Origin of the sequence: Clostridium tepidiprofundi DSM 19306, assembly GCF_001594005.1 — a bacterium.
In the GTDB taxonomy this organism is placed as follows: domain Bacteria; phylum Bacillota; class Clostridia; order Clostridiales; family Clostridiaceae; genus Clostridium_AC; species Clostridium_AC tepidiprofundi.
On record NZ_LTBA01000158.1, the window covers coordinates 1 to 601 of the forward strand.

Below are 601 nucleotides of genomic sequence, written 5' to 3' on the forward strand. Positions count from 1 at the left end.
TTAGATATTAATGAATTAGAGTATATTAGAGATTATATGCTTAAAGAAATGTTTAAAAAGCGTAGCTTGGAGCATTATAGATTATTAGATAAATATTGGGTTATAGCTATAGATGGAACAGGATTATTTAAATTTAAAGAGAAACATTGTGAGCATTGTTTAAAGAAAGAGTACAAAGATAAAGATGGAAATATTGAAAAAACACTGTATTTCCATTGTGTTCTCGAAGCTAAGTTGATTTTTGGCGATATGGTATTTAGTATAGATACTGAATTTATTGAAAACCCAGATGAAAAATATGATAAGCAGGATTGTGAAATTAAAGCTTTTAAAAGATTGGCTACTAAACTCAAAAGAAGATATCCTAGACTCCCTATATGTATTTTAGGCGATAGCCTGTATGCCTGTGAACCTGTGTTTGAGATATGCAATAAAAACAGATGGAAATATTTACTTAGATTTAAAGAAGGAAGAATAAAAACTTTATGGTCTGAATTTCAACAGTTAAAGAAAGTAGAGATAAATAAGTCAGAGAAGTGTTCATGGGTTAAAGAAATTGGATACAAAGATAGAACTGTAAATATAATTGAAACTAGTATCG

At 28.5% G+C, this 601-nt stretch carries 1 pseudogene; it reads left to right on the forward strand.

Going from position 1 to position 601, the window contains the following annotated elements:
- Positions 1-601, forward strand: a pseudogene (locus tag CLTEP_RS15020) (transposase); the annotation flags it as partial.